Source organism: Pseudomonas sp. (genome assembly GCF_035554175.1).
Lineage (GTDB): Bacteria > Pseudomonadota > Gammaproteobacteria > Pseudomonadales > Pseudomonadaceae > Aquipseudomonas.
In genome coordinates this window covers 81,546-103,172 of record NZ_DATMIV010000056.1, presented here as the reverse complement: position 1 = coordinate 103,172, position 21,627 = coordinate 81,546, and the positions used below count along the sequence as shown (strand labels likewise).

Genomic DNA, 21,627 nt, shown 5'->3' with positions numbered 1-21,627 from the left:
CAGCGCCTACGCTTGGTTGAGGGCGGAAGATTCCCACGAGTCTTCCGCTTTTTTCTTAGGAAAAATCAGCCCAGCGCTGTGTTCTGACCATGGAGTGTCCTATGCGCGTACTGGCATCCCTGTTGTGCCTCAGCCTCAGTTCCGCAGCCTTCGCCGACACCTTGCCCAGCTTCCTCAACAGCAACGAAACCCTCCGCAACCTGCCCGTGCCCAACCTCCCCGCAGACGCCTATCGCCCGAGCGCGGCGCCGCTGCAAGTGCCCGATCCGGGCGCCACTGCCGCGCAGCCATTGCTGATGGAAACCAGGGTCAACCTGCAGACCGTGCAGATCGAAGGCGGCACGATCTATCCGCTCAACGAGCTGGCCGAAGTCTACAAGCCGCTGATCGGCCGCCAGGCCAGCCTCGCCGAACTGATCGAAGCGACACGCAACATTACCCGGCGTTATCAGCAGGATGGCTACCTGTTGTCCTACGCGTTCCTGCCGCAACAGAACTTCGATAACGGCGTGGCGCGGGTGGTGCTGGTTGAAGGCTACGTGCGCGATATCCAGATGCAGGGCGACATCGGCCGGGTCAAAGGCCTGCTCGACAGACTCGCGGCAAAAATCCAGGCCGAACGCCCGCTGACACGCAAGACCTTCGAACGCTACACCACGCTGATGAGCCGCATTCCCGGGGTGACGATTCAAGCGCAGGTGCCGCCACCGGGCACCACCGATGGCGCCACCACCCTGGTTGCCCAGGCCAGTCGCAAACCCTTCACCAGCACCCTAAGCACCACCGAAGACAACCGCAACGGCCCCCAGGCCCTGCTCGGCCTCAGCAGCAATTCGCAGACATCAATGGGGGAACAATTGAGCCTCAACGGCCTGTTCCCACCGGGGGATGACAAAGAACATTACTACCGCCTCGACTACAGCCAGTTCCTCGACGCCGAGGGCACGCAACTCAACCTCTCGGCCTCGCGTTACCGCGCCGATCCCGACACCGAAGTGCTGGTCGGTGGCGGTGGGCGTCTGAGAACCCACCGCGAGAACGACCGCTACTCGATCGGCTTCAGCATGCCCCTGATCGCCTCTGCCAACGAACTGCTGACCGCCGGCTCGCGTCTGTATGCGGTCGACGACAAGACACGCTACGACGGCATCAACTTCCCGTTCAGCACCGAGCTGCGCACTGACGTCCGCGCCCTCGCTTTTGAGGGTGATTGGCGCAAGGCCGACGCCCGTCGACTGCGCATCCTCAGTGGGGGCGTTTACCAAGGCTTCGACAGCCTTGGCGCAGACACCAACTACGACGACATCGACCTGGATTTTTTCCGCGTGAGGCTGTCCGGCGTGCAGAGCGACAAATTCCTCGACAACTGGCAAGGCGTGCTCTCGGCAGCGCTGTACTGGAGCGACGACACCCTGCCCGACAGCGAGCGCGCGGTGTTCGGCGGACAGAATTTCGGCCGTGGCTACCCCGACGATCAGGCCTCTGGCGACAAGGGCTGGGGCGTGGCCTACGAGGTCAACTACAGCTTCAACCGCGACGGTAACTGGGTGCGCATTCTGCAACCCTACGTGGTCCTCGACCGCTCGCGCAGCTGGTTCAATCAACTGCCGGTGCAGGCCAACAATCTGTCCTCGACTGCCGTCGGGCTAAGGTTCGGCGATGCCAGGTACTACAACATCGCCCTGGAAGTGGCCAAGGCCATGTCCGATGAAGCGCTGGACACGTTTAACCGCAAGCCGCGGTACAGCATCAGTTTCAGTTATCAGTTGTAAGATCGGGAGCCGGCGTTTTCCGCCTTCCTCCCACAGGTTTTGTGGGCTGACTCAAATCTGCGCCTCACGGCAAATTCTGTGGGAGCTGGCTTGCCAGCGATGGCGTCAGGTCAGCAACCATTGCTGGCGCTGACACTCCGCTATCGCTGGCAAGCCAGCTCCCACAATCGTGCGGCTGTCTGGCAATCTCAACGTCGGGATCAGAACGCGTAACGTACCTTCGCGGTGAAACCGTCGGAATCAAACCCGCTGGCCGTGACGTAGTTGTACGAACCGCCGACACTCCACGGGCCCACTCGGTAATTGGCGCCCAAGCCCAATTCGTAGCTGTCACGCACGGGCGTGGCGCCACGGCTGGTGAAGGAGTCACCGCCCAGGACGAATGCCGACGTGGTCGCGACCTTGTCGCCGATGAAATCGTGCCAGGCCATGAGTTTCGCTTCCGGTTCAAGGCTGCCGGCCCCCATTGCAAACGCAGCAGCGAGTCGCGCGCCCGCACCCATCTCAGCAACTTCGTAACGCTGGCTGCCGACATTCAGCGACGCCGAACTGCCTTTCTCGCGATAGGCATCCATGCTCACATTGGCATACCGCGCGCCCACTTGCGGTTCAAGCACAACGTCATGCATCAGGCGCACGGTGTAGCCGGCCAGCGCACTGACGCCGAACACATCACTGTCGTAATTTCCCTTGGCTCGGGTGCCGGCGATATAGCGCTTGGATTCGTTGTCGTTCCAGCCGTACATCAGTGACGCGTCGACGAACCAATTGTCATGCACCCAGTTGCCATAGGCGGTGAGTGCGTGGCCGGTCACTTTGGTCTTGCTGCCAAGGTCGGATGTCACATCACTGTCGAGGTAGCTGTACGCCAGGCCGACGGTTGTTTCAGCATTCAACTGGCCATCGGCGCCCACCGCGATACCGTGGCTGTCGGCATCGTAACCGGCAACGCCACGACGGCTGTCCTGATCGGCATCGCTGCCAAGCGCCTGCAGCCAGACGCCCTTATCAGGCGAAGTCGCGTTTGTGCGTGCGCGGCTGGCGCGGTCGTTGAGCACACCTGACACCAGTGTCTGACTGTTGGTGGCTGCGCGCAGCACGCCCCGGCTGACGTCTGGACTCAGCGTTTCAGCAAGGCGCGCCAGCTGCGCATCGCTGCTGGCATTGGCAAACGCGCGGAACAGCGGATCTTCGTCATCAAGACGCGACATCAGCGAAGCCGACAGGCTGCCCAGCGCGAATGCGGCATTTTGCGTGCCCCCGGCATCAAGGGTGTTTTGCGTGATCACGTCTTGCGATTTGGTGCTGACCAGCGCTCTCACATCATTGCCTTCGACACCGTAGCTTTTCACGTCCAGCAATGCCGAAGTCGACACAACGGTGAGGTTTTCTCCGCCGATCAAATTGCCAGAACGGATCAGGGTGTAACGGTTGCCGCCGGCCGCCGTACGGAAATCGCTGGAGCGCGCCTGCAATTGCAAATGACCGCCCGGTGCGATCTCGGTGGTCCCGGTGACGGTCAGCACTGGGCGGTTGATATCAGTGTCATCGCCTACCGACATCGCAATCACCGAGTCAGCTTCTTCCATGTCCAGATCGCCGATGATCGTGGTATGTGCCTGCGCCAGCGTCAGGGTGCCTTCCTGGACAGTGACATACCCGGACTTGATCGTTGCGCCATCGAAGTTGACCTCGCCATCAATCGAAACCCCGGAGAGCCCGAGCAAGTTTCCTCTGACATCACCACTGTTCCAGTAAAAGAAGCTCTGTCCATCGTCCACTTGAATGGCCGCATTCCCCCCCTCGATCAGTCCGAAAGACTGCACGATGTTGAGCGGTCCCTGGCCTGCGGGCTGGTTGGTCACATGAATACCGATGCTCTCGCCCGAAACGGTGCCGTAGTTGTAAAGGCCATATTGGCTGGCGCTTGATGCCGGCGCGAGCCGTACGCCGTTCAGCACCAGCGCTTCAGCGCCACTGCCGGTGGCTCTGATCGTCGACCGGCTCATGACGGCGCTGGACAGCGCGGTGTTTGCGATATAAAGGCCGCGGGCATTGTTGCCGCTGACGACTATGGGCGCAGAGTTGATTACCCCCCTGCCAAAGCTGGTGTCGGTCAATGCAACGCCAGTAGCGTTATTGCCACGCACGGTGATAGCGCCGGTACTCATGAACGTGCCCCGCACCGGAGTGCCATTGAGCGCGATCCCCGTCGACTCGCCGCTGGCAGCCAGCCCGTTGACCGTGACCGTGCCTTCGTTGCTGAAGTTATAACCGAGCTGCGCCCACGTCACGCCTGCAGCAGGCGCTATATCGATGCCGACACCATGAGTAGCGCCATCGATCGTGATCCTCGCCTTGTTGGTGATTTCGCTATTGACCGACAACCCGGTAAACCGCGCCGCGCTGGTCAGCGCAGAAGGCGAGGTTTCCACGACATTGGCCGTGCCGACGAGATTGAAAAAATCGTAGGTCTGCTTGACGCTGACCAACGGGCCTGTGCCGACATCGTAATTGACCGTGACGGCGTCCACATTCGGGGCCTGGATGGCAGCCGCAACCACGGAAAGCGCCAGCAACGAGCGGCGCAGGCAAAAAGTATTCAAACGAGAGTCCCTTCCAAAACATCACAACAGTTTCGGCAGGGCTCACGCATTCGTTGAGGCATCCCTACCGGCCCGCCAGATGATCCGGTTCGAGCGCGGGGGAATTTACACGAGCCATCATTTAGACACCATCAAAAAGTCAAAGAGATGGCGTCAGATTTTCATGCATGAATTCATGTGCTGCGCAGGATCGTCCTACAGCGAGAGAAATTGGCTGGCTGCGGGGCCATCATCGCGGGCAGGCTCGCTCCCACAGAACAGCAAAATCACAATCAAAAGATCGCAGCCTTCGGCAGCTCCTACACGATGAGCGTTAGCTCGAGGAGCTTTTGATTTTGATCTCGGAGCCCGTCGGCAGGCTGAGCGAAGGGATTGATCCGGGCGTGGGAGCGCAGCGACCGTTTGGCGCAGCCAAACACAGCGAGTGTAGGTGCAGCGAAGCAAACCGGAGCCGCTGCGCCAGGATCGATCCCGCAGCGAAGGAACCCCGAGCCTAAGCGAGCGGGCCGAACGTCAGGGCACAGCCTTTTGGTTCCTTTTTGGCGTTTGAAAAAGGGACTCGCCGTAAGGGCGAAACCGCCAGCCGCTGCACCGAAAAAACGGATATTCACCCAATACCCCAACAACCCGGTCGGCCCAAAGGCCGCCGAGTTCACCCGGCCTCAACCCGAGACTTGGGAAACAGATTATCGAGGGTCTCCAACAACCGAACGTGATAAATCGGCTTGCGAAACAGATCCAGCACCTGCAACCGCAACATGTCGCTGACATCCTCCATATCCGCATGCCCCGACATCACAATCACCGGCAGATGCTCACGCGAGGTATGCTCGCGCAGCCGCCTGATCAACGACATGCCCGACTCCTCCGGCATGCGCAGATCAGTGATCACCAAGGCTATGTCCGGATGCCGGGTCAACAGATGCAACGCGAGCTTCACCGACGTTGCGGTATGACAGACAAACCCTTCCCCCTCCAGCAACTCCGCCAACTCCAGCAACGCGTCCTCTTCATCGTCAACCAGAAGCAACTGTTGGCGGGACGGCGAAGACGCGTTCATGGGCAATACCTGAATGCTGAAGGATTTATCCAGTGTAGTGCGATATCAGCCAGGCGCAGCGCTCATCAACGTCAAGGCACTGGCCGAGTAACAGCCGTACCATCGAGCGAGGTCAAAACATTGTTGAAAATCGCTAGCACCCTGTCTCCAAGCGGGCTCACGAATGCGACAACTACCACCGCCACCATCGCCACCACAATCGCATACTCAATCGCCGAAGCACCCTCGTCGCTACGGGCAAACGCGCGAGCCTTCGCCCGCAGATAGTCAAAAGTCATACGAAACATAGCTCCACTCCTTCGCGCCTCTGGCGCCGACATCACGACCGCGGCATGGTTCCACCGTGCCACTAGAGCATTGTCAACAAAGCCCCGCCCAACAACTGTAAGAACGCATTAATCACAAAGCATTAATCCCATCGTGTCTGCGCCATTTCCTGCTGTTTATTGGCCATGGCTCGTGATTTGCCGGGTTATTTGTCTGTCATTAATGGCGCTTTTGCATGGATCAGCTAGCTTGGAAATAGCGAAATAGTTGCATGTTCATAGCTGCCGAATCAGTACGCCTCTCGCGAACAAATGCAGTGGGTAGTGCAGCAGGAAAGGGAGAGCCGTCATGAACAGTCGCGTCACCATGGGCCTTGCAGCGTTGTTATTGCTCGGCGCGGTTTTCGTCGGTTACTGGGGGCTGGTGCTGAGTCGGCAACCGGCGCCGGTCGCCGAGGCGCCCGGGGCAGCAGCGACCAGCGTTGAACAGACTGTCGCGATTGCCGAAGACCAGACTCGTCAGCCAGTCGTGGTGCTGCTCCACGATGTGCCGCCGTTCACGCCGTTGACCGCCGCCGATGTCGCCGTGGAAAAACTGCGCAGCGCACCGGCCGGCAGCCTCAGCAGCGTCGAACAAGTTGTGGGCCGTACGCCATGGCGGCACCTCAGCGCCGGCACCTGGCTCAATGACGAAAGCTTCCAGGCCGGCGGTGCGCTGGCGCGGATGATCCGCCGCGACGAACGCGCGCTGACCGTGGCCGTCGATGAAGTGATCGGTGGTGCCGGGCAACTGTTGCCGGGGGATTACGTCGATGTGCTGCTGTACCTGCGTGAGGACGCGAGCAACCTGCAGCAGTCAGCGCAGATCGCCGTACCGGCCCTGCGCGTGCTCGGGATTGGCGATCAGTACGGTCTGACCAACGACGGCCAACCGGCATCGCCCAGCCTCAGCGCCGAAGAAAAACTCAAACAGGATCAACGCCGCATCGCCGCACGCACCGTGGTGCTGGCGGTGCCGGAACAACTGCTCAGTCGCCTGATGCTCGCCACTCAAGTCGGCACTTTGCGTCTCGCGGTGCGCAGCAGCGAAGAACAACGGCTGGCGAAATACTGGGCCGGCGAAGCGCAATCGCCCGGGCAGCTGGAGCGTGCCAACAGCCAGTTGTTCCAGTTCACCCAACTGGCCTTGGGCACTGCACAAAAAACGCCGTCTACCACCCGTGCCGGCGCTGCGCCGCGGCCTGCGGTGGAGATCATTCGCGGCAACCAGATCAGCCAACAAACCCCATGACTGCGCAAGGATTCACGTGCATGCAGAGTCGACTCAGACCGACATTGAAACCGCTGCTCCGGGCCTTGCTGTTGATGGGATTGGCGATGGACACCGCCCTCGCGGCGGTCGGCAATTGTTCGGCGCTGCCGCGACTGCCCTCGGTGATCGAGATCGGTCAAGGCTTCCAGCAGGACATGCAGTCACCGGTGGCGATCACCCGGCTGGCGGTGGGCGATCCGAAAATTGCCGACGTGCATGCCAATGGCAGTTCGTCGTTCCTGCTCACTGGCGTCGGTGCTGGTGCGACCAGCCTGATGGTCTGGACCGCCTGCTCGGCGCAGCCACAGCAAGCCATGGTCTTCGTCCAGGGCGCGGCGACCACGGCGCTGACCAGCAGCGTGCCGTCGGACGATCCGACCCTGCCATCACAAGTGCAGACCGACATTCGCTTCGTCGAAGTCAGCCGCAGCAAACTCAAGGAAGCCACCGCGTCGCTGATCGGCACCCGCGGCAATTTCCTGTTCGGCTCGCCCGGCACGCTGCCACCGATCGACGGCGTGCCGCAGCCACGGCTGCCGGTGGATAACTCGCTGTTCAATTTCTCCTGGGTCGGCGGCAAGACCATGGCGATCATCAATGCCCTGGAAACCAGCGGCTTTGCCTACACCCTCGCGCGGCCAAGTCTGGTGGCACTGAACGGGCAGAGTGCGAGTTTCCTGGCCGGTGGTGAAATCCCGATTCCGGTGCCCAGTTCCGGCAGCGACAGCGTGTCGATCGAGTACAAGGAATTCGGCATTCGCCTGACCCTGACACCGACCATCATCGGCCGCGACCGCATCGCCTTGAAGGTCGCGCCGGAAGTCAGCGAACTGGATTTCGCCAACGCGGTGAACATCGCCGGCACCACCGTTCCGGCGCTGACCATCCGCCGCACTGACACCAGTGTGTCGCTGGGCGATGGCGAAAGTTTTGTCATCAGCGGCTTGATCAGCACCAGCAACAGCTCACAGGTGAACAAGTTTCCCGGCCTTGGCGACATCCCCATATTGGGCGCATTTTTCAAGGGTTCGCAGATCAAACGCGAAGAGCGCGAGCTGCTGATGATCGTCACCCCGCATCTGGTTCAGCCATTGGCGGCGGACGCGCGACTGCCGTCATTGCCGGGCGAGAAACTGCGCAACTACGACCCGAATTTCTATCGCATGTTCTTCCTCGAGAACGGTAACTTCGACAAGCGCAGCGGGTTGTCGCAATGAACCAGAATCTCAGTCAGACCTTCCTCGCCATCACCCGCAACAGCACCGATCTGGAATGGCTGCAAAGCGCCCTCGCGCCGCTCGGCCAAGTGGTCAGCGCCGGGGCCGGCAGCCTCGACGAATTGCTCGCGCTGGTCGATGTAACGTTCGCCAATCTGGTGTTCGTCGGCCTTGACCGCGAGCATGTGGTGGCGCAGAGCGCGCTGATCGAAGGTGCGCTGGAGGCCAAGCCGATGCTGGCGATCGTCGCCCTCGGCGACGGCATGGACAATCAATTGGTGCTCAATGCGATGCGCGCCGGGGCGCGGGATTTTGTCGCCTATGGATCGCGCTCCAGCGAAGTCGCCGGACTGGTGCGACGCCTGAGCAAACGCCTGCCGGCCGTCACGCCCAACACGCAGCTGGGCGGCCTCACGGTGATGTACGGCGTGCAGAGCAGTTCCGACGGCGCATTGCTCGCCAATCACATGGCCATGGTGGTGCAGAAAAGCGGCCAGCAGACGTTGCTGCTCGACCTCGGTCTGCCCCGTGGCGACAGTCTGGCCCTGTTGGGTCTGGAAAGTTCGTTTCACTTCGGCGATGCCCTGCGCCACTTGCGCCGCCTTGACGCTACGCTGATCGACAGCGCCTTCACCAGCTCCGACCACGGCCTGCGGATTCTTGCTTACGCCAACAGCGACGAGCCGCTGGAGACCACCAGCGCCGCCGAGCTGTACATGCTGCTCAGCGCCCTGCGCCAGCACTTTCAGCACATCGTCGTGAACCTCACCGGGCAGGCCGACAGCGAAGCGCTGCGCACCTTCGTCAGCCATTGCGACAAGCTGCTCTGGTACACCGATCAGAACGTGCTCAACTGCCGACGCAATCTCGCCGTGCTCAATCTTTGGCGTGAGAAAGGCATGAAGCTCGAGCACGGACGGTTGTTGATCGATCGCTACTTGAACAACGTCGCGCCCGACTCGGAGACCCTGGGCAAGACCTTCAATCTCGAAGTCATCGCCGTGCTGGCCCTCAGTCCCGACGTGCGTCTGAACGCGAAAAATCAGGGCGTCAGCCTGTTCGAACTGGCACCACGGGAAAAACTCACCCAAAGCCTGCGCGCGCTCGGCGAGCGTCTGGCGAAACGTTCCGAAGGCCTGAGCAAACCGAAAGTCACCTGGTTCGATCGCCTGCGAGGCAGCTCATGAGCGCAGAAAAGCTCTTTGGTGCGGCGCCACACGGGGCGATCGGCAACAGCGATCACGAAGGCCTGAAACTGGTTCTGCACCGCTACATCATCGACGCCATCGAGGAGTCGGGGAAAAACCTGCTGGAAGGTTCGCGCCAGCAACTGGCGCAGTTCGTCACCGACAAGGTCGCCGAATACATCGCCCGTTTGCACTTGGCGATCTCGCGCTACGAGATGGAGCGACTGGGTGAAGAAATCGTTGACGAGCTCACTGGCTTCGGCCCGCTGGAAGTCTTGCTGCGCGACCCGTCGGTGACGGAAATTCTGGTCAACGGCCCGCACCGGGTGTTCGTCGAGCGCGACGGTGTCTTGCATCAGAGCGATCTGCGCTTTATCGATGCGCATCATGTCGAGCGGGTCATGCAACGCATTCTCGCGCCGCTCGGGCGCCGCCTCGATGAGTCCTCGCCGATGGTCGATGCGCGCCTGCCGGATGGCAGCCGGGTCAACGCGATCATTCCGCCAATCGCCCTCGACGGCCCGTGTCTGTCGATTCGCAAGTTTCGCAAGGACATGCTCAAGAGCGCCGACCTGATGGCGATGCAGACCATCGATCTGGGGATCTTCGAGTTTCTGCAGAACGCCGTCGGCAAACGTTGCAACATTCTTGTCAGCGGCGGCACGGGTACCGGCAAGACCACGCTGCTGAACATACTCAGTCAGTTGATCAATCCCCACGAACGTCTGGTGACCATCGAAGACGTCGCCGAACTGCAACTCGGTCATCCGCACGTCGTGCGTCTGGAAACCCGCCCACCGAACGCCGAGGGCCACGGCGAGGTCAAGGCCAGCGATCTGATTCGCAACGCCCTGCGCATGCGCCCTGACCGGATCATCCTCGGCGAGATTCGTGGCGTCGAAGTGGTCGACGTACTTACCGCCATGAACACCGGCCACGACGGTTCGATGAGCACCGTGCACGCCAACAACGCGCAGGATGCCTTGCTGCGTCTGGAAACCCTGGTCGGCCTGACCGGACGCTCGATCGCCGAGCGCACCCTGCGCCAGATGATCTGCGCCGCCCTCGACGTGATCATCCAGCTGACGCGAATGCCGGACGGCCGGCGCTGCGTCAGCGAAGTGGTGGAAGTGGTCGGCATGCGCGAGGACGTCTATGTCACCAACACGCTGTTCCGCCTCGACCGCCGCACGGGGTTCGGCTTTGTGCGCGAAGCGGTCAACCCGGCCGGCGACAAGTTGCGCCACGAGACTCACCTGGGCTGACGGCGAGGAGCATGCAGATGCGGGGATCGGTCATTCTTATCGCCATTTGCCTGATGCTGCTCGGGCTGTCGATCTATCTGTTCGTGCAAGGCCTGCGCAAGACCGCAACGGAAAAAGTCCTCAATCGATTGGCCGCCGGGCAGCCGCAGAGGGTCGTTGAGCAGAGCCAATGGGTGGGCCTGGAGCGTATGTTTCTGCGTGCCGGACTGGGTCGGCCGAGCGAACGGTTCGGCCTGTGGCTGAGCCTGTGGGCGGTGGCCATGGGCCTGGGCTTCTTGATCGCCAGCTGGATCGGGCTGGTGATCATGCTGCTCGCACCACCGCTGGCGTTGCGACTGTACATCGCCATTCGCTACCGGCGGAGGATCAGACGGATGATCGAGCAACTGCCGCAATTGCTCGATCACACCGTGCGCAGTCTCAAGTCCGGACGCACCCTCAGTGATGCGCTCATGGGCGGCATCGAAGCCAGCGAGGATCCGCTGAAAACCGCGATGGGCCGGGTGCAGCGCAATGTGCAATTGGGCGTGAATCTGCCCGACGCGGTCAGCGATTTTGCCGAGCTCTACGAGCAGGACGAACTGCGCATGTTCGCCCTCGGCCTGAAGGTCAATCTCCGCTACGGCGGCAACGCCAGCGAACTGCTGGAAAACCTGATCAAACTGATCCGCGAACGCGATCAGGGCGCCCGCCAGTTGCGCGCCCTGACCGGTGAAACACGCATGACCGCCTGGGTGCTCGGCGTGCTGCCATTGATTCTGGTGAGCTACTTCATGCTGACCAACCCCGGCTACATGCTCGGCATGTGGCACGACGAAAGCGGCCAGACCATGCTGCTTGGCGCCGCTGCGTTGCAGGTGCTGGGCAGTCTGGCGTTGTGGCGCATGTTGCGGAGCGTTTGAGATGGTCTGGCTCGCGGCGTTGTTGTTGCTCCTCGGTTCGCTGTTACTGGTGGGCAATCACCTGCTCACCGAGCGCCGCCGCGTGCGTCAGGTGCACCAGCGCCTGCAGGGCCATCTGCTGCGGGAAAACCGCTTCGGCCACTGGCTGCGCGCACTGGGCAACAGCCGATTCGGCCGGCGCTCGGTGAGCATCGACAGCGAAACCCAGACCCTGCTCGGCCGCCTCGGCTGGCGCCGCGCCAACGAACGCGCGCTGTTCGCCGCCTTCCAGGTGGGCACGCCGCTGTTGGCTCTGGGGCTGGCGATATTCCTGCAAGAAGTGTTTTTCCCCCAGATCCACCACCGCTGGATGGCGCCGATGTTCGCCGCCGGTGGCGGCTATCTACTGCCCAAACGCCTGCTCGCCTACGCCGCCGCCCGCCGGCAGAAAACCATCGCCGTGGAAATTTCCACGTTCATTCCGCTGCTGCGCATCCTTTTCGAATCCGGCATGGCCGTGGAACAAGCCCTGCGGGTGCTCAGCGTCGAAGCGCAAAAACTGCTGCCGGAACTGACCAGCGAGCTGCGCCTGATCCTCAGCCGAGTCGACTCGGGCCTGGAGCTGGGTCAGGAGCTGAACAAGACCGCGGTAATGCTCGCGGTGGACGAATTCACCGACACCTGCGTGATCCTCCAGCAACTGATCCATCAGGGCGGCGGTGCGATGAAATCGCTGTTGGCGCTCAAACAATTGCTCGATGACCGACGCCTGACCCGCCTGCAGGAATACATCTCGAAAATGTCCGCGAAGATGTCGGTGGTGATGATGCTGTTTCTGTTTCCAGCGCTGCTGATCGTACTGGCCGGCCCGGGCTTCACCGCGATTGCCCGCGCGTTTGCAAACTGACCCTGGCTCATGGAGAGCATCTGATGAAAGTACTGATAGTCGTGGCAAGCCTGTTGCTGCTTGGCGGTTGCGCCACCGATGGCCAGGCGCCCTGGACCGCACTGCTGACGCCGTCCAGTTGCAGCAAACTGACCTCGGAGCAGGAACTGTCACTGAACCTGGCCGATGACCTGGCCAGCGACGGCAAGCTCCACGCCAGCCTGGCCAACCTGCAGAGCCTGCCGGACAACCTCAGCGAAGTGCGCCTGCGCAAAGCCAAGGTCTATCGCCTGCTCGGTCGCAGCGAAGCCGAGCCGCTCTACCGCAGCCTGCTCGGCGGCTGCCTCAACGCCCAGGCCGAACACGGCCTCGGCCAGCTCTACGCCGCCCGCGGTGACAACGGCCAGGCCCAGGCCCACCTGCAACGCGCCGTGCGCCTGGCCCCCACCGACGAAAAAATCCGCAATGACTTGGGCGTGGTCTACCTCAACCAGCTGCGTCTTAACGAAGCGAAATTCGAATTTCTCACCGCCATCGAACTGAGCCAGAACAACCAATTAGCGACGCTGAACATGGTCACCTTGCTGCTCTACCAGAATGACTGGCCACAAGCTGCCGAACTGGTCAGCCGCTCGAAACTGTCCCCGGAGCAATTCACCGAAGCCCGGCAACGCGCAGAAAAACTCAAAGCACCGGCCCACGCCAAACCCACGCCCGGCGACCAGGTCGCAGCCTTCATCGACCCGCTACCGCCGTCGCTCAAATAAGGAGACAGCCATGAACATCCGCAGAGGCCTGTGCTACCTGACCCTGCTCACCCTGCCCCTCAGCACCCACGCCATCGACGCCGGCCCGGCCTCGGCGCAACAACAGGAAACCGAAGGCTGGCTGCTCTTGCAAAGCCGCAACCAAGCCGCCTCGCCAAAACCCCAAAGTGCCACTGCTACCGAACGCGAACTGGCGATGCAGCGCTGGTTGAAGAAATACCAGTATGAGATTCCGGATTTTTACGATCCGGATGCGGGGGGGAAGATTGAGAGCAGGAATTAGGTTTCGGTGGTCTTTCGGGCCTCTTCGCGAGCAGGCTCGCTCCCACAGTCAACCGCGTATTTCCTGTGGGAGCGAGCCTGCTCGCGAAGAACGATAACGCGGTTGCGGCTCAGGCCTGCGGATCAACCCGATCCAGCGCCCGGTTCACCGCTAACTCCGCCAGCATGACAATCTGCTGAATCGCCAACGCCGTGCTGCGCTGAAAACCGCTCAACTCGCCAGCGAAGTTGCTCGCCATCGCATTCGCTGACGCCAGCGACTCACAGGCGTGGGCCAACAGGCTTTCGGTATCGACATTGGGCACCACCATGAACAGCGTGCTGGGCGGGTGCGGTCTGGTGGGTTCTGGGCAGAGATAGAAATCCAGCGCGCGTTTTATCGCTTCGCGGTTTTTCACAAGATCGTCGGCGCGCATGGCGTCTTCGAGTGGCGTGGTGGGGGATGGGGGCGGGTCTGGGATCAGTTTGTCCATTAAAACGGCTCTCCAAAATCTGCGGTGCTACCCAATGCCATTCTCACGGGGCAAAAGGTGGCAACTGTATGCGGGGTGAGAATACCGGTTATGGACACCCGGCCAGACCGAAGTCTGCCCGCACACAGCCGCCATGACGCATTGCAGACAGCGGATAAGCTGGCGGCGATTATGCGTGCACAGATACTGGATGACCATAAGTAGCAGGGTTCTCACACCCGATCGCCGAAGATTCGACGACAGCCAGAGACTAGTGACCCGACGTCCGACGGACAACCTGAAAATCTTGTGGGAAGGTTCTGGTTATCTCACATCAGATTTAAACGACTTCGAGCTATCGGCGAACCCACTGGCCTCATCGCGAGCAGGCTCACTCCTACAGTTTGGATCGTGTGCTTTCGCCGAGGAACAGGTCGGCTGTCAGGCCGCCTTCGCGAGCAGGCTCGCTCCCACAGAACAGCAAAAGCAAAATCAAAAGATCGCAGCCTTCGGCAGCTCCTACAGTTGGATCGCGTAAGACTCAAAAACAGGTCGGCTGTCAGGCCGTCTTCGCGAGCAGGCTCGCTCCCACAGAACAGCAAAAGCAAAATCAAAAGATCGTCCGAACGCGGCCCGAGCCTTCGACAGCTCCTACACACGATGAGCGCAAGCTCGAGTACCGCTTTTGATCTGGGAGCCCGTCGGCAGGCTGAGTGGAGGGATTGATCCGGGCGTGGGAGCGCAGCGACCGTTTGGCGCAGCCAAACACAGCGAGTGTAGGTGCAGCGAAGCAAACCGGAGCCGCTGCGCCAGGATCGATCCCGCAGCGAAGGAACCCCGAGCCCCAGCGAGCGGGCCGAACGTCAGGGCGAAGACCTTTTGGTTCCTTTTGGGGCGTTTGCCAAAAGGGACTCGCCGTAAGGGCGAAACCGTAATCAGCAACACCCAAGAAAACGGATATACACCCAAAACCCCAAGAACATGGTCGGCCCAGAGGCCGCCAAGTCAATGCGCAGTAACCCGCTGCCGCCCCGCCGAACTACCAGGCGAAAGCGCCAAAGCCAACTGCGTCCGATTATGCATATGCGTCAACCGCAACACCTGCGACACATACAACTTCACCGTGTTCTCGGTAATCCCCAACTCACAGGCAATCTGATAATTGGTCTGCCCCTTGCCCACCAGCCGCGCCACATCCAGCTGCCGCGGCGACAATTGACTGAACACCGCCGGCATCTCGGCAGACTCAGGCTCACCATCGGCCAGCACCGGCGCGGGTGAGCGCCGCACCTTGTCCAGATCCTGATAAAGGTCATCAATCGACTCGGACAAGAACTGCAACTTCTGATTCAGATGCCCCAGATGCAGATTCTTCTGCCGCTCCTGCAAAGCCGACTCCTGACGCTGCACCCCTTCGAGCAATTCATGCAGATCAATTGGCTTCTGATAGTAATCGGCAATCCCCGCGCGCAGCGCCTTGATCACATCCTGCTTGTCGGCGCGCCCCGTCAGCATGATCGACTCAAACACCCGTTGCTTGCCGGCCAGCCTCTGCAGCGCCTGAATTAATTCGATGCCATCCATGTCCGGCATGTGCAGATCACTCAACACCAGACCGATGTCCGGGTCCGCCCGGAACAGCTCAATGGCTTCAAGGCTCGAATCGCACGGTATGCACCGGTAGCCACTGCTTTCAAGAAACTCACACAGTTCTTCGACGATCAGCGGCTGATCATCGACCACAAGGATTTTTACCGCAGTAGGCTTGTTCACGAACCACTCCATTTGCTCGGGCCAACGCTGACGATTCCTGCACTTTGGTGGCGTATGCACCTGAATTGAAAGTAGACGCACTTTCTGACTATGTACATAGCACTAGTGGCACCGCGAAATCAGGTGATCCAGTACAACGAAAGCACCACACCGACCCATACGAACGGGGCAAATGGCAGCTTTTTTGACTTATCCGGGGCGAGATACTGCAAATGCCCTCTAAGCCCTTGAGCCATATGAGGCCAGACTTTTGGCGCAAGCAGCAGCCAGAGCAGACTGGCCAGGCCTGTGCCGATAAACGCGCCAAGAACAAAAACGCCGTTCGTCGCAAGACCCAGGGCTGTCATTAATTTCACATCGCCGGCGCCCATCCGGCCCTGCACGTAACCGGGCAGCGTCAGCAGCAAAGCGATCAGACAAGCCCAGCCGCCCTGCCCCGCGTCAGCGCCCAGCCAGGTGCTGCCGGTCGCCAGCAACCAGGCCAGCGCCAGCGCGCCCGCGCCCACGGTCAACAGGTTGGAAATTCGCCGCTGCCGGGCGTCTTGCGCGGCGCAGATCGCCAGCCATATCAGAACAAGAGAAATCTGCATCCGCGAAAAGCCGTCCATTTTGGCTGAATGATTCTATGCTGATACTACGCAGTGACTGTCAGGGTAGACGCACGCATGAAAACCGGCTTTCGCAGGTCGCAAAAAGGTGCGGTGGCGATCGAATTCGCTTTGGTGTTCATCATCTTTTTCGCCGTGTTTTACGCACTGGTCAGCTACGGCCTGCCCTTCGTGATGATGCAATCATTCAATCAGGCCACCGCCGAGGCGGTGCGCCGCAGTGTCGCGGTCGACCCGACGACACCGAATTATTCGACGGTGGTGGTCAACACCGCGAATGCCGCACTGAGCCAGCAATTGCAATGGTTACCGTCGACGCTGAACCTGGTGGTGGGCGTAGACACCAGTTCGGTGTACGACACTGGCAGCGGCACGTTGACCGTGACTGTGCATTACCCGGTGAGCAAGCTGAATCAGATCATGCCGTTTCTGGTGTTGCCGGGCATCGGCACGGTGCCCAATCTGCCGACGCACCTGAGCGCCCGCTCGAGCCTGCAATTTTGACCGCCGGCGATAACCTCTTCGGGCGTTTGCTCAAGCGCACACCCAGCGCTGGCCAAGACCTGCCGGACCGACTCGGCGCGCCGCCCACCGGCCTGCATCTGTACCTGGATGGCAACGGCGACGTATTGCAGATCGCCGGCCCGCTGCGGCATTTGCTCGCCCAACCCAAGCCGCACGACCGCCCACTGCCGCTGAGCGACTACGTGTTGCCCCACAGCCTGCTGACCATCGAAGGCCAGCCCAGGGACTGGCAAGGCCAATGGCTCGACCTCGACTTCCCCGGCCTGAACGATCAGCCGCTGCACCTGCGCGGCTGGGTGCAGCCGCTGGGTGACGGCTGGCTGCTGCCAATGATCGACATCGCCGACCTGCTGCTCGAGCGTCAGCAATCGCGCCACCGCGACGCCTGCCAGACCCTCGCCGCGCAGATCAGTGATCATCTGCGCACGTGCAGTCTGACGCGTCTGCCGACGGTACTCGGCGAACAATTGCAGGCCATCGCCCAGCGCTGGCACATGCCCTGTGTGGCCGTGGCCTTGCTCGATGAGCAGGCCCAGGGCTGGCAGATCCACCAACAGTTTCGCGCTCACGATGCCCCGCAACTCTGGGAAGACGGCCAGCCGCTGGGCACGCCGCTGGACAGCCTCAACGGCAGCGCGCCACAGCGTCTCGGCGGTCAGCAGGGCCGGTTTGAACACTCGCGTTTACAGGCCACGTTCGGCAACGCCAAGGGTTTCGCCGTGCCCTACAGCAACGACCAAGGCGTGGTGGCCTGGCTGCTTTGCGGCTTTTATCTGGTCGACGCCGCGGCGCCGTGGTTGACCGATCGTGACTGGCTGACTCTGGCGGGCGCGCTGGCCGGTCCGCTGCTCAGCCGCTTGCGCGAGCAGCGCCATCTGCAATCGATGGAGCGCCTGGATTGCTTGCAAAAACTGCTCGGCACCGGTTGGTGGGAAATCATTGCCGAGGAGCGCATTTCACTGGCGCCGTCGCTGGCATCAGCGCTGGGGCTCAGCGCCTGCACACTGCCGGTGGAGGACTGGCTGTTGCTGTTCCACCCCGCCGACCGCGACGAGTTGCGCAGCCGGTTGCGCGCTCTGCAATTGCAGGGAGAAGCGCTGACCCTCAGCGTTCGTCTGCACCACGGGGATCTCGGGCATGCAACGCTCTGGTATCGAATTCAGGGCCAGGTGAGCGGCACGGGTGAGCATCGGCGGCTGGTCGGGTTCATGCTCGATATCAGCGATATCCAGAATCAACAACAGCGGGCCGCCGCCGCTCACGCGCGACTGGATAATCTGATCGCCAGTTCGCCGGCAGTGATTTACGTCCTGCGTTATGAAGAAGGCGCGCTGATTCCGGCGTTTTTCAGCGCCAGCCTGCAACCGTTGCTCGGCTGGACGCTGCAGGATTGCGACGCCGCCGCGGTGGTCGAGCGCGTGCATCCCGAAGACCGCGAGCTGTACTTCCAGCGCAACCGCCAGTTGCTGCGTGAAGGCTCGGCGCGTGCGCGTTATCGCCTGCGAGACAGTCGCGGCGACTATCACTGGCTGCTCGATGAGGCGAAATTGCTGCGCAACGAGCTCGGTCTGCCGGTAGAGGTGGTTGGTCTGTGGCTGGATGTCACCGACGCGACCCTTGCCGCCGAGCAGGTCAGGCAAAGCGAGGAGCGCTACCGGGTTCTGGTCGAGGATTCGCCGGCGATGATCTGCCGATATCGCCCGGACCTGACGCTGACCTTCGGTAATCGACCGCTGGCGACGTATCTGGAATGCACGCCGGAACAGCTCCCGGGCATTGATCTGGGCAGCTGGATGTCCGAGGAACAGCGCGCCGCTTTCGTTCAGCGTCTGAACCAACTGACCCCGGAACAACCGGTGAGCACCGCCGAAATCAGCCTGCAATTACCAGGGCGCGAACATGCCTGGTGGGTCTGGTCGGATCGCGGTGTGTTCGATGAACGCGGACGGTTGCTCGAAGTGCAAGCGGTAGGCCGCGACAATACCGAAGTGCGGCGCTCGCAACAGCAACTCACACAGAGCGCCAAAATGGCTACCCTCGGCGAAATGGCCACCGGCCTCGCCCACGAAATCAATCAGCCGCTGAACGTGATGCGCATGGCCATTGTCAACGTGCTCAAGCGCCTCGACAACGGTGACGTGCAGGTCGATTACCTGACTGGCAAACTCAAGCGCATCGATGCCCAGGTCCAGCGCGCAGCGAAGGTGGTGGACCACATGCGCGTATTCGGTCGGCGCTCGGAAATCGAACAGCAACTGTTCAACCCGGCCCTGGCCATCGAGGGCACGCTGTCGCTGCTGGCCGAGGGCATGCGTGGCAAAGGCGTCGACCTGCGCATCAGCGACAGCGGTTTCGAGGCGCAGGTGCGCGGCTACGTCGATCAGCTGGAACAGGTGCTGATCAACCTGATGGTCAACGCCCGCGACGCCCTGCTCGGCAAGCGTGAGAGCGACTCATCGTTCAAGCCGTGGATTGCGATCTACACCGAGCGTGACGAGGTAAGCGTACGGCTGTGGGTCGAGGACAACGGCGGCGGCATCGATCCGCGTTTGCTGGAGCGGATCTTCGAGCCGTTCTTCACCACCAAACCGATCGGCGTCGGCACCGGTCTGGGCTTGTCGGTGAGCTACGGCATCATCGCCAACATGGGCGGCCAGTTGAGCGTGCGCAACTCGGCGGAAGGTGCGCGGTTTTGTATCCAACTGCCGATCGCCAGCGACGATCAGATCACCAGATAGGCTTTGCCGCTCTGCCCGCAGGTCATGTTGGCGCCCACCTCGGTGTTCATCAGGTTGATGCCCAGGCCTGTGAGCAGATTGTTCAGCAACGGGTCGAGCAAGGGGCTGATCAAACCGGTGACCACCGGCAACAAGCGGTTGCTGACGTCGCTGATCAACGAGGCCACGCCCGTGACAATGGCGCCCAGCGGATTGCTGGCCACAGGTTTGTAAACGATCAGGTTGATGCCGGACAGGGTACTCGCCAGGCTGCCGACGAGGTTGCTGGTCGGTGCGGCGGGCAGCACGCTCGGTGGCAGTTTCAGATTGGCCGGAGTGGCGAACGGCGTGGTGCTGGAAAACAGCAGATTCTGCGTGGTCTGCGCGACGCTGGTGTCGAGCTTGATGGCAATGCCGCCGGCGCCGTATTGGACGTGGCTGGCGGCATTGCAACTGCCAATGCCGAGAATTTTGTGGCAGGTGATGATGCCGAGATCGACCAGCGGCAACGGCGCGACGGTGGGCTCGGCAACCGAAGAGAACGCAGCGACCGCATCGATCTTGCCGAGCTTGAGGTCAGCGAGGGAAGTCGTGGTGGTAGCGGTCAGGCTTTTGCTGTCGTTGTCGCCAGTCGGGCAGCGGTAATCGGTGACGTAGCTTTTCGCGCCGCCGGCATCCAGCGCGATGTCGATTTGCGGCGAGGGCAGCAGCTTCGGATCGAGCTGTTGGCAGCCGGCACCCAACAGGCAGAACACTGAATTGAGCGTGTCCACCAGATTCAGGCTCAACAGCGCATTGAGTGTCGGCGTCAGCGTACCGACCAGGCCCAACACCGCATTGGTCAGCCCCGTCACCCCGCTCAACACCGGCAGGTTCACCGACAAAAGCGTGCGCACGTGCGCGGTGCGAACGAAAATCCGATCGGGTCCCAACGGGTTGGCCTTGGCTCGCGCCGGGTCGCCAATCGCCGAGAACTGCGGCGGTTCGATCACCTTCACCCGCACCGTGACACCGGCCAGGCCTAGGACGTTGACCGGCAAAGTCGCCGCCACCGCGCTCTTGCTGTTGGCCAGTTGCACCACGCCTTGCACCAGTTGCAGCAATTGCAGCCTGGCATCCAGCCCCGCCGCCGTGGTGCCGGTCTGCAATTGCAGGATCTCGCCGAGCCTGACGGGGACTGCGTTGGTCGCGGCGACCTGCAATTGGCCCAGAGCGGTGATGACTTCAGCCGTCGCACCGTTGAGTTGCACCACCGTTGCCGCGGCCTGAATCAGTTGCGTCACCGTGGCCTGGGTATTGAGCAACTGGGTGTAATTGCCGGCGCCAACGTTGAGGTTGATCGCCAGTTGATCGAGGTAGTTGAGCAGGTTGATATCGGTGTGCAGCAAGCCGTCCCAGCCAGCCGCTGTCAGATTGACGTTGCCACCGAGCAGCCCGGAAAACAGCGGGTTGAGAATGTTCGACTGCGCCGTGTCGATGCTGGTGAGGGTGCTGCGAATATTCAGTTGGGCGACGGTCGGCTGGGGTTTGGCGGCGACCGCCGAAGCATTCAGCGTGGTATTGAGGCTCAGCGGTGTGGCGCTGAACAGCGCCTGCACGCCGCCGACAAAACTGCGGGTGACCGTGCGGCTGGCAGCGACTTTGACTGCGGTTGATTGCGTGGCATCCACGGTGAAACTGCGCAAACCGCTGGCAGCGGTGACCAGCGTGCCGCAGGTGGCGGCGAGGGTGTTATTGACATCGACGAGGTAGCCATTGCGCAGCGCACTTTCGCCGGCGTAGCTGGCGGCCGTCAGCCCGGGCAGACAATTGCCGCTGCGACTGACCGCTTCGAGCGCGGCGTTATCGACCACGCGCTGCAGCTTGCGCTGTTCCATGTACAAGCGACCACTGTCGACCACCAGCAACATCATCACCAGCGCCAGACTCAAGGTGGCGGCCGCCATCAACCCGATCGCCCCGCTTTGCCGGGCCGGGCCGTTGCATTGCGATCCAGGCGACATGGCGCACTCCCTTTGCCGGCGCAGTGCCGAGCTACCTGCGTGGGTAAA

The 21,627-nt window shown here is 61.5% G+C and carries 18 protein-coding genes; 11 read left to right on the top strand and 7 right to left on the bottom strand.

From position 1 onward, the window contains the following. Positions 1-101 precede the first annotated feature (101 nt). On the top strand, positions 102-1,772 hold the full coding sequence (locus VNV36_RS25350; protein ID WP_325721751.1) for a ShlB/FhaC/HecB family hemolysin secretion/activation protein: 1,671 nt from the start codon (positions 102-104) through the stop codon (positions 1,770-1,772). 200 nt (positions 1,773-1,972) lie between these two features. On the opposite strand, the gene VNV36_RS25345 is transcribed toward VNV36_RS25350, so the two are convergent. From VNV36_RS25345 to VNV36_RS25335, 3 genes are all read right to left on the bottom strand, one after another. After that, positions 1,973-4,378 (bottom strand): autotransporter family protein, encoded by a 2,406-nt coding sequence (locus VNV36_RS25345; protein WP_325721749.1) that lies wholly within the window; start codon positions 4,376-4,378, stop codon positions 1,973-1,975. 652 nt (positions 4,379-5,030) lie between these two features. Beyond that, positions 5,031-5,438, bottom strand: a complete 408-nt coding sequence (locus VNV36_RS25340) for a response regulator (protein WP_325721747.1) — start codon at positions 5,436-5,438, stop codon at positions 5,031-5,033. Positions 5,439-5,509: 71 nt separating this feature from the next. Beyond that, positions 5,510-5,716 carry a Flp family type IVb pilin gene (locus VNV36_RS25335; RefSeq protein WP_325721819.1) on the bottom strand — a complete coding sequence of 69 codons (207 nt, stop codon included), beginning with the start codon at positions 5,714-5,716 and terminating at the stop codon, positions 5,510-5,512. A 337-nt stretch (positions 5,717-6,053) separates the two neighbouring features. Here VNV36_RS25335 and cpaB point away from each other — a divergent pair, with 337 nt between their 5' ends. Genes cpaB through VNV36_RS25295 form a run of 8 tightly spaced genes read left to right on the top strand, consistent with a single transcriptional unit; the run spans position 6,054 to position 13,502 of the window. Next, positions 6,054-6,995, top strand: a complete 942-nt coding sequence (gene cpaB / locus VNV36_RS25330; RefSeq protein WP_325721745.1) for a Flp pilus assembly protein CpaB — start codon at positions 6,054-6,056, stop codon at positions 6,993-6,995. 20 nt (positions 6,996-7,015) lie between these two features. Further along, complete coding sequence (locus VNV36_RS25325) at positions 7,016-8,233, top strand: type II and III secretion system protein family protein (RefSeq protein WP_325721744.1); 1,218 nt, start codon at positions 7,016-7,018, stop codon at positions 8,231-8,233. Continuing rightward, complete coding sequence (locus VNV36_RS25320; RefSeq protein WP_325721743.1) at positions 8,230-9,420, top strand: CpaE/TadZ family protein; 1,191 nt, start codon at positions 8,230-8,232, stop codon at positions 9,418-9,420. Before VNV36_RS25325 ends, VNV36_RS25320 begins: the two co-directional genes overlap by 4 nt. Next, the gene (locus VNV36_RS25315) at positions 9,417-10,685 is read left to right on the top strand and encodes a TadA family conjugal transfer-associated ATPase (protein ID WP_325721741.1); all 1,269 of its coding nucleotides are present in this window, start codon (positions 9,417-9,419) and stop codon (positions 10,683-10,685) included. The genes VNV36_RS25320 and VNV36_RS25315 overlap by 4 nt, the downstream gene beginning before the upstream one ends. A 17-nt stretch (positions 10,686-10,702) precedes the next feature. After that, positions 10,703-11,587 (top strand): type II secretion system F family protein, encoded by an 885-nt coding sequence (locus VNV36_RS25310; protein ID WP_325721739.1) that lies wholly within the window; start codon positions 10,703-10,705, stop codon positions 11,585-11,587. A 1-nt stretch (position 11,588) separates the two neighbouring features. After that, positions 11,589-12,473, top strand: a complete 885-nt coding sequence (locus VNV36_RS25305) for a type II secretion system F family protein (RefSeq protein WP_325721737.1) — start codon at positions 11,589-11,591, stop codon at positions 12,471-12,473. A 23-nt stretch (positions 12,474-12,496) separates the two neighbouring features. Beyond that, positions 12,497-13,219 (top strand): tetratricopeptide repeat protein, encoded by a 723-nt coding sequence (locus tag VNV36_RS25300; protein ID WP_325721735.1) that lies wholly within the window; start codon positions 12,497-12,499, stop codon positions 13,217-13,219. Between the two features lie 10 nt (positions 13,220-13,229). Then, positions 13,230-13,502, top strand: a complete 273-nt coding sequence (locus tag VNV36_RS25295; RefSeq protein ID WP_325721733.1) for a DUF3613 domain-containing protein — start codon at positions 13,230-13,232, stop codon at positions 13,500-13,502. A 109-nt stretch (positions 13,503-13,611) separates the two neighbouring features. Here VNV36_RS25295 and VNV36_RS25290 read toward each other — a convergent pair whose 3' ends face one another. The 3 genes from VNV36_RS25290 to VNV36_RS25280 all read right to left on the bottom strand — a co-directional run bounded on the left by VNV36_RS25290 (position 13,612) and on the right by VNV36_RS25280 (position 16,316). Continuing rightward, positions 13,612-13,974: a DUF6124 family protein gene (locus tag VNV36_RS25290; RefSeq protein WP_325721731.1), complete on the bottom strand. Its 363-nt coding sequence runs from the start codon at positions 13,972-13,974 to the stop codon at positions 13,612-13,614. A gap of 984 nt (positions 13,975-14,958) precedes the next feature. After that, positions 14,959-15,726: a response regulator gene (locus VNV36_RS25285; protein ID WP_325721729.1), complete on the bottom strand. Its 768-nt coding sequence runs from the start codon at positions 15,724-15,726 to the stop codon at positions 14,959-14,961. Positions 15,727-15,845: 119 nt separating this feature from the next. Continuing rightward, positions 15,846-16,316 carry a prepilin peptidase gene (locus VNV36_RS25280; protein WP_325721727.1) on the bottom strand — a complete coding sequence of 157 codons (471 nt, stop codon included), beginning with the start codon at positions 16,314-16,316 and terminating at the stop codon, positions 15,846-15,848. 75 nt (positions 16,317-16,391) lie between these two features. Between VNV36_RS25280 and VNV36_RS25275 the strand changes: the two genes are divergently transcribed. Together VNV36_RS25275 and VNV36_RS25270 are read left to right on the top strand one after the other, a co-directional pair. Beyond that, positions 16,392-16,838: a TadE/TadG family type IV pilus assembly protein gene (locus tag VNV36_RS25275; RefSeq protein ID WP_325721726.1), complete on the top strand. Its 447-nt coding sequence runs from the start codon at positions 16,392-16,394 to the stop codon at positions 16,836-16,838. Then, the gene (locus VNV36_RS25270) at positions 16,835-19,597 is read left to right on the top strand and encodes a PAS domain-containing sensor histidine kinase (RefSeq protein WP_325721725.1); all 2,763 of its coding nucleotides are present in this window, start codon (positions 16,835-16,837) and stop codon (positions 19,595-19,597) included. Before VNV36_RS25275 ends, VNV36_RS25270 begins: the two co-directional genes overlap by 4 nt. Here VNV36_RS25270 and VNV36_RS25265 read toward each other — a convergent pair. After that, positions 19,582-21,579, bottom strand: a complete 1,998-nt coding sequence (locus tag VNV36_RS25265) for a pilus assembly protein TadG-related protein (RefSeq protein ID WP_325721723.1) — start codon at positions 21,577-21,579, stop codon at positions 19,582-19,584. The two genes, VNV36_RS25270 and VNV36_RS25265, sit on opposite strands and share 16 nt — an antisense overlap. Positions 21,580-21,627 lie beyond the last annotated feature (48 nt).